The sequence below is a fragment of the Shewanella sp. 4t3-1-2LB genome, from assembly GCF_017368415.1.
Taxonomy (GTDB): Bacteria; Pseudomonadota; Gammaproteobacteria; order Enterobacterales; family Shewanellaceae; genus Shewanella; species Shewanella fodinae.
In genome coordinates this window covers 134,949-141,679 of record NZ_JAFNJD010000002.1, presented here as the reverse complement: position 1 = coordinate 141,679, position 6,731 = coordinate 134,949, and the positions used below count along the sequence as shown (strand labels likewise).

Annotated in this window: 10 protein-coding genes; 4 read left to right on the top strand and 6 right to left on the bottom strand. The window is 45.0% G+C overall.

Translation table 11 applies throughout. The annotated features are described in order from the left end of the window. On the top strand, nt 1-238 hold a 238-nt coding region (locus tag J3L11_RS02170), incomplete at its 5' end, for a hypothetical protein (RefSeq protein ID WP_207569862.1). Nucleotides 239-479: 241 nt separating this feature from the next. Here the strand turns inward: J3L11_RS02170 and J3L11_RS02165 are convergent. Continuing rightward, the gene (locus J3L11_RS02165) at nt 480-971 is read right to left on the bottom strand and encodes a glutathione peroxidase (protein WP_189617601.1); all 492 of its coding nucleotides are present in this window, start codon (nt 969-971) and stop codon (nt 480-482) included. Nucleotides 972-1,186: 215 nt separating this feature from the next. Continuing rightward, nucleotides 1,187-2,170, bottom strand: coding sequence for a DUF4382 domain-containing protein (locus tag J3L11_RS02160; RefSeq protein WP_207569861.1), 984 nt, complete (start codon nt 2,168-2,170; stop codon nt 1,187-1,189). A gap of 348 nt (nt 2,171-2,518) precedes the next feature. On the opposite strand from J3L11_RS02160, the gene J3L11_RS02155 reads away from it, so the two are divergent. Beyond that, on the top strand, nt 2,519-2,752 hold the full coding sequence (locus tag J3L11_RS02155) for a hypothetical protein (RefSeq protein WP_207569860.1): 234 nt from the start codon (nt 2,519-2,521) through the stop codon (nt 2,750-2,752). Between the two features lie 39 nt (nt 2,753-2,791). On the opposite strand, the gene queF is transcribed toward J3L11_RS02155, so the two are convergent. Continuing rightward, complete coding sequence (gene queF, locus J3L11_RS02150; RefSeq protein WP_189617604.1) at nt 2,792-3,649, bottom strand: NADPH-dependent 7-cyano-7-deazaguanine reductase QueF; 858 nt, start codon at nt 3,647-3,649, stop codon at nt 2,792-2,794. Nucleotides 3,650-3,708: 59 nt separating this feature from the next. Here queF and syd point away from each other — a divergent pair, with 59 nt between their 5' ends. Next, entirely contained in the window at nt 3,709-4,356 is a 648-nt protein-coding gene (gene syd / locus J3L11_RS02145; protein WP_133038089.1) for a SecY-interacting protein, read from the top strand. Nucleotides 4,357-4,359: 3 nt separating this feature from the next. On the opposite strand, the gene J3L11_RS02140 is transcribed toward syd, so the two are convergent. Both J3L11_RS02140 and J3L11_RS02135 read right to left on the bottom strand, forming a co-directional pair. Further along, on the bottom strand, nt 4,360-5,133 hold the full coding sequence (locus tag J3L11_RS02140) for a Zn-ribbon-containing protein (RefSeq protein WP_133038090.1): 774 nt from the start codon (nt 5,131-5,133) through the stop codon (nt 4,360-4,362). Beyond that, nucleotides 5,133-5,471: a hypothetical protein gene (locus J3L11_RS02135; RefSeq protein ID WP_189617605.1), complete on the bottom strand. Its 339-nt coding sequence runs from the start codon at nt 5,469-5,471 to the stop codon at nt 5,133-5,135. Before J3L11_RS02135 ends, J3L11_RS02140 begins: the two co-directional genes overlap by 1 nt. 153 nt (nt 5,472-5,624) lie before the next feature. Between J3L11_RS02135 and J3L11_RS02130 the strand changes: the two genes are divergently transcribed. After that, on the top strand, nt 5,625-5,987 hold the full coding sequence (locus J3L11_RS02130) for a DUF3192 domain-containing protein (protein WP_133038092.1): 363 nt from the start codon (nt 5,625-5,627) through the stop codon (nt 5,985-5,987). Between the two features lie 3 nt (nt 5,988-5,990). On the opposite strand, the gene J3L11_RS02125 is transcribed toward J3L11_RS02130, so the two are convergent. Beyond that, nucleotides 5,991-6,221 carry a DUF2789 domain-containing protein gene (locus tag J3L11_RS02125; protein WP_207569859.1) on the bottom strand — a complete coding sequence of 77 codons (231 nt, stop codon included), beginning with the start codon at nt 6,219-6,221 and terminating at the stop codon, nt 5,991-5,993. Nucleotides 6,222-6,731: the final 510 nt, after the last annotated feature.

The window sequence follows — 6,731 nt, the reverse complement described above, 5'->3', positions numbered from 1 at the left end:
CCGCAACTTCAATCACATTGGAATAGACAATCATCGCGCGCTAGAACAATGCTTGCCAAAGGGAGATGATGAAACACAAGACTACGTCTTATCTAGTCAGATAGATTGTTTTAGAAAAAGTTCCTGCAGAGTTAAAAATTTCTTGTTATTTATCTATGATAAAAAACGGCAACCATCCGGTTGCCGAAAAAGAAGGAATTTACAAGGAGTAGAATCCGATAGTGGGACATCCGGTTAAAAGGGAACACCAGAATTATCGGTTCTGTTATTGAGACATCCGCGGGGGCCGTCAGTTCCACCAGTGACGAAAAAATATAAAAAAAGGCAATCGTATTGGATTGCCTTCTGATCCATCTGGATCAATTGGGACCGCGCTAGAAGCCCCGCTAGGGAGAATGATGAACAAATAATCTCTGCTCATATTGTTGGAGCCAGTTAATCTAAAAAGGTTCCGGAAATTATTTAAAAGTCGATCATTTTTATTTTACAGCTAATAATTCAGTTAGTTGCTTCTCTAATGCCGTAGGCTTAGTGGCAGGAGCATATCGAGCGACAACGTTGCCATCACGTCCTATTAAAAACTTGGTGAAGTTCCATTTGATGGCTTGTGAGCCTAGCAAGCCGGGAGCTTGCTGCTTTAGCCACTGATATAGCGGATGGGTATCGGTACCATTGACAGCAATTTTGGCAAACATAGGAAAGCTGACACCGTAGTTCAACTGACAAAACTGATTTATCTGTTCGTTGTCACCAGGTTCCTGCGAACCAAATTGGTTACAGGGAAAGCCTAGGATGACCAGCCCCTGTGCAGCGTATTTTTGATACAGCTGTTCCAACCCTTCATATTGAGGTGTAAATCCACATTTACTGGCAGTATTGACGATGAGTAATACGTTGCCTTTATAGCGTGAGAGGTTAACTGTTTTGCCTGTAATGTCTGTTACTTCAAAGTCATAAACGCTGTTATACATTAGCATCGCCCAGTTGTTGTTGGCCTTTTGCGAGTATAGTTGGCTATCAATATTGCTGACAACTATATTGTGAACAATTTAAATTGTTTTTAGAGAAATCTGCCATAAGTTTAGCGGAATAATGCTGTAGCGCCTTAAGCTTGTGAATGTTGCAGATGGTATTTTGTCGTCATCGGCAGCAGAGGCGATTACTCTACCTCTGCTGCCAGTTTACATCACCGAGATGCTGTTGGCGCGGCTACTTCATTGAAGTCTTGCTGCAGGTTTTGACCTGCGGTGATTGAAATTTCATGAAATTGTGTTGCGGGATCTGGGATGGTGATGCTGTCAAACTGATCCGGATCATCATTCTCGCTGCTGCATGTAAATGCCACCGTATAATCTCCGGTAGGTACATAACCGAAGCTATAACTACCGTAGTTTCCCGATACCCACATGACGTCGGTGGAGGCATAGGGGGCAATGACTCCCTCCGGTAATGCGGTGGTATTGGTTGCGGGATCATAGTTGTCTGCTAGTTTGGTCAGATCCAGATTGTGCCCCGGGTAGAGGTAGACAAAATTCCCCGTGTCGTTGTTGCAACTGCCAGCATTGAACAAGTTCACGTCAACATTGCCCGATAATGCTGCAACAGCGGCATTATTGAGAATTTTCACCCCGTGGGGTTTTAGGTTGTAACGTCCGCCATTACGGTTTTCAACCAAGGATTGACGGAGGTCAAACTCGATAGTGAAGCTTTGCACGCTATCTTGACTGACGGTAAAGCTGCCTAGCTGTAGTTTTTGACTGGGTTGCTTGAGCGGAATTTGACCATTTTCACCGACGACATAGCTCAGATCTGAGCCCGTGGATTCATCAAGAATATGTAAGATGAGGTTGTTATAAGTACCGGTGGGAATGCTCTGATCTGTGATGATCATACTGCTGTCAGTCCCCTGATATTGCATCAGGTCCAACTGCCGATAGTTAGCGCCATTTGGACCCGTGACATCAAGGACGATATTATCCTGACCATTTTTGACCAGCTCAATTTTATCAAAGGCAATGACTACCTGTTGGGCATTGTCTACTGGGGCATCGGATACGGCAAAAGACACCTTTGCGGTGTTGACGGACGCGGGACTATCACTGCCACCACAAGCGGCCAGCATCAATGAGGTAATGACTGGCGTTAGAACTGTAAGTTTGCTGTGTGTCATCGAGTTTCTCCATTTAAACCATCTGCGTTGTAAAAAGGCATTTACAAACATTTAAAACGGTTTACACCGTAAGTCGAACATGCTTAACCACCACTGAACACTAGATGCAGATAAGCGATTTCGGCTGTTTTACAATCATTAGCGGATGCGTTTTCAGTATAGTAAATTGCCGCTGTGGCAATGGTGGGGCTCTGGCCTATTGAGCGTGGGCTGTGTGTTACACTCCAATCGAACCGAGTTGGTGTTGACGTGGAGGTGCCGAGGAACAAACGCAGTGTACTGGGAATTGTTCAACTCTATTTCGCACAGATAGAGTGGATGTAACTTCAAGAATTATCGGGTGATATATTGGACTCTGCATTTTATCGGTTATGGGGGTTGAAAGAGTCTTATGTGAAAGCAACGGGCCGACGGGGCAGCGAAGGAACGTTCTCGGGGGGCTATGACTTAGCAGATGACTACCAATGGTCCCATTTTTATACCCCATTCGCTGACGGGCATTTGGGGCTTACGCTTGGAGAACGTCAGCCCGTTGATGTTGAAAACATGCCAGAATTGCACATTTTATGGTTGATACCCTAGACACAGAACAGTGGCGGTTTGCTTCCTTTACGCTTGACGTTATTGTCTCGCTAAACGCTGATTCTCCGGCGCATGCTCAAAATCACTGCGAAATGGGTTGATATCTAAGCCCCCCCTGCGTGTATAGCGTGCATATACGGTGAGTTTACTGCACTTACAGTAGCGTTTAAGGTCGTTAAATATTCGTTCCACACACTGTTCATGAAACTCATTGTGCTGTCGGAAGGAGATTAGGTAGCGCAGCAGTTTTTCCCGATCTATTTTGGGTCCTTGATAACGGATCATCACACTTCCCCAATCGGGCTGTGAGGTAATCAAACAATTGGATTTCAACAGATTGGAAGTAAGTGTTTCCGCCACCATCTGTTTGCTGTCGGTGCTGTTTCGCAGCCAGTCAGAGTTAAACGAATACTCAACTACTTCAATATCTTGCTCATCAATACAAGTCCCAGGCAGTTCTTTAATCCGCAGTGACGCAAATTGTTTGGGTTCTATGATGTGCACTTCTACATTTCCCTCTGCACAGCGTGACAGATCGGCTTCTAACAGCTGTTGAAGTTTTTCAATAGATTCAATTTTGGTCTGGTTGAAGCTGTTGAGATATAGTTTGAACGATTTTGATTCCACCAGATTGCGGCTGTTGGCATCCAATTGCACTTCAGCTATCGCCACCATAGGTTTGCCTTTACTATTCAACCAAGACAGCTCATATGCAGTCCAGATATCTACGCCCTTAAAGGGCATTGGTTCAGTTAGCGACAGTGCGTCACGGTTTAATTTCCGAGGCACTGGCTGAAGCAGCGTTGGCGAATAATGTGCTTGGTATTGGGTGACTTTGCCCAGTGTCAGATTGGCCAGCGCCTCAGCGTTGTCATAAGGGGGTTGATTCTGTGTCATCAATGGTGGTTTCGTGCCAAAATATTAAAACATTATACCCTAATTACACGAGGTCTTAAGTGTCTTGTACAGAGGCTCTTGAACAATTATTTGCCAGGTACCAACAATGTTATCAATCGGTGCTGGGGGAATTTCCGCGTTACTATGCAGAAGGTGAGGTATCACGCTGCATTTTAGATGGGGAGAAAGAAGATCCCGTGCAGTGGCAAGCCGTCAGTCGTGAAATGCCAGCATCATTTGCGAATATCAGTGAAGCGTTATCTTTACCCTTACATCCGGATATTGAGCATTTTTACGGACATTTTTTTGCAGGTCCCATTCAATTTGATTCACCATTTGGCAGTGGAGAACTGCTGCAGGTATGGAATGACAAAGATTTCGAATACCTGCAGGAAAACATTATTGGTCATCTGATGATGAAACAAAAACTCAAGCAAGCACCGACTTGGTTTGTGGGGATATTGCATCAGCAAGATGACATGTTGACGGTCGATAACCTTGATGGCTCTGTGTGGCGGGAACGGCCAGGAGAAAATGGCAGTGAGCGACTGGCGGATAGCTTGGCAACCTTCTTACCTTTGCTTAGTCCGCGAGTGGCACCGGCAGAAAGATATCAGGAACATAGCGGCACTCCGTCCACCGCCTCACACCCAGGGATTTTTAATAGTCTTAAGCGTATGTGGCATAATTTGCTGAGTAAGCGTTAGTGCTTACTGAAAGTCCCAGGAAAGATTAGAGACGATTCGGCAGTTGTCACAGCGAAAATGAAATAATTCGAGCAGTGGCTCAGGCTGGTACCAGTGATGGTTGCCGCAACGAGGACAGGGACGCTGTAACTCTTGTTCGCGACTTTTGCCTCCGACCCGGTACAAATAGTAATAGGTTGGTGTTTTTGTCAGATATTCAATGCGACCACGCAGATCCCAGCCCCTGCGGAACAGGTCACTGTCGATATCACTTAGCTCATGTAAGGCGGCAAACTCCGCGGCGGTGGCTGACGCCATTTGCAGTTCATCACAAGCCTGCCATTCCGTTTGCCAGCGAATGAGTTGTTTATGATCGCCATTGAAGGTGGCGGGTAGCTGATATAAGGGGATTGGTAATAAGGAGTCACCACTCCGTAATGGTGAGCACATATGCACGTAGCTGGTATACAGTAGTTGCCAAGATGGTGGCTCGCTACAACTGATTTCTGAATTAATATCTTGTCCGAGGAGTTTTTCTCGGGGAGCCAGTAGTTTCGCCTGTGATAACTGAGAAATTGCTTGTTTGGCCCAAGGGCTGTTGTGGCGATTAGCTAAACTATGATCTTCCGGTAATAATACGCGTACCCGGAACGAACCTTCATGCAAGGCTATTGCAAACTCGCGGCCTAACACTTGCCCATTAGCTCGCCAAGCCTCAAGCAGATTATTAATGGCTTGTTCTGCGAGTGAGATGGTTGTGTCTGCGAAGCAATCAAAGCGCAATTCACTAACAAACATCAGTCCTGCTCCCGCACAGGTTGTTCTAATTGCAGCAGTCGGTTTTCCAATTGTTGGCAGTGTTCCCGTAATGCATTGATCTGCTTTTGTAGATCTTCAAGTTGCAGCGTCACTGTCGATGGTGACGATGAAGTATGGTTAGACGTCACCTCTGGTAAAGTAGAAAAACTGGCGATTTCACTCTCTGACATCATTTTAAATCGTTGTAAGCCGGCAACCAGCATTGGCATTGGTATTTTGCCGCCCACCTTTGCTTTTACCAAGGCTAACGTTGGCGTCTGGCCATTTTGACTGACGGCAATTGCAGCAGCGATTACCGGAACTAGTTCATGCGACATAGTGGTTGAAAACCTCATTCATTGGTCTAACAGGTGACTTTAGTTTTAGCGAATTATCATAACATTATGAAAAATAATAATAAAAATATTGGTCTGTGATTTGCTTAAGCTGTTGATGTGTGAATTAAGTCTAACAAATACCAAGGATACCAAATGAATAAAGCATTATTCCCCCTATTAGGGCTCGCCAGCTTAGGCCTAACTGCATGTGTGGTCAATGTTGGGGGTGATGAGGATTGGCATGACAATAACTCATGGCAGGCATTGCAACATAAGAATCAGCAGTTGATTTCCCAATTGGAGTTAGGCATGTCGCAGCAGAAAGTCCAAGAGATAATGGGACCTGCAGATTTTAGTGAGGCTTTTATGGCACATGGCGAAGCGGTTCAAGTGCTGTACTATCGTACTCAACATGTACACAGCGATGGTAAGACGACTAAGGATGAATGCACCCCCGTAATCTTCAAGCAACATCTGTTACTCGGTTGGGGTGACAAAGCTTATGAACAGCTTTAAGGCTTAGCGTCGCAAAGATATATCTAAGTGATCAATGACTTCTGCCCATTGGGCATCGGCATTTAACGACTCTTTTAAAAAGGCTCGTTGTGCCGGTGTCCAAAACGGAGCATCCTCCAGCAGAACCTCCTTAGGCAGATAATGGCGTTTGCAGAAATCCTTTATTGCGGATTCACTGCTTTCAAGTCCCAATTGTTGGAAAAGCGTCACTATATTATTTTGACTGGTGTCCATATCGCGGCTCCTTTTCATTACCGATAATTTAAGTATATCAACTACCGAACCATCCATCCGCCTTAAACAGGTAAGGATAAAGTACGGACTCGCACAGATTGTGGTAGTGAAAAGTTGATGCGATATAGTGTCTACTCTATATGGCTATTCCAGAATAGCCCGGCCGTTTGTGAGATATATCTTACAAGTGTGTGAGACTTTTCAGAAATATTGCGGCTGACATATCGGTCTATTTATACATAAACCAATATAAATCATATTATTACGATTAAAATAATCAGTGTTGCAGTTGTGTGGCAAATGTTGTCTACTCGTGTGGATGCTATTTCGGTACCTCTTTAGAGTAATATTTGAAACGTCCACGGAACGGTACTTAAAGGAGATTGTTAGGAAGACAGTCAACTGAAGGGATGCAGGGTTCAGGGATGATACAGGGAATGTATGCTGACATGAAGTCGGGTAAACACGGAAGTGAACACGGGGTTTCATGATGAAACTCTCATCAGGACG

What these genes read in the sequence shown, in the direction of transcription:
- J3L11_RS02165 (WP_189617601.1), bottom strand. Translation starts at nt 971, where the DNA reads ATGTATAACAGCGTTTATGACTTTGAAGTAACAGACATTACAGGCAAA.
- J3L11_RS02125 (WP_207569859.1), bottom strand. Translation starts at nt 6,221, where the DNA reads ATGGACACCAGTCAAAATAATATAGTGACGCTTTTCCAACAATTGGGA.
- J3L11_RS02135 (WP_189617605.1), bottom strand. Translation starts at nt 5,471, where the DNA reads ATGTCGCATGAACTAGTTCCGGTAATCGCTGCTGCAATTGCCGTCAGT.
- queF (WP_189617604.1), bottom strand. Translation starts at nt 3,649, where the DNA reads ATGACACAGAATCAACCCCCTTATGACAACGCTGAGGCGCTGGCCAAT.
- J3L11_RS02160 (WP_207569861.1), bottom strand. Translation starts at nt 2,170, where the DNA reads ATGACACACAGCAAACTTACAGTTCTAACGCCAGTCATTACCTCATTG.
- J3L11_RS02140 (WP_133038090.1), bottom strand. Translation starts at nt 5,133, where the DNA reads ATGTTTGTTAGTGAATTGCGCTTTGATTGCTTCGCAGACACAACCATC.
- J3L11_RS02130 (WP_133038092.1), top strand. Translation starts at nt 5,625, where the DNA reads ATGAATAAAGCATTATTCCCCCTATTAGGGCTCGCCAGCTTAGGCCTA.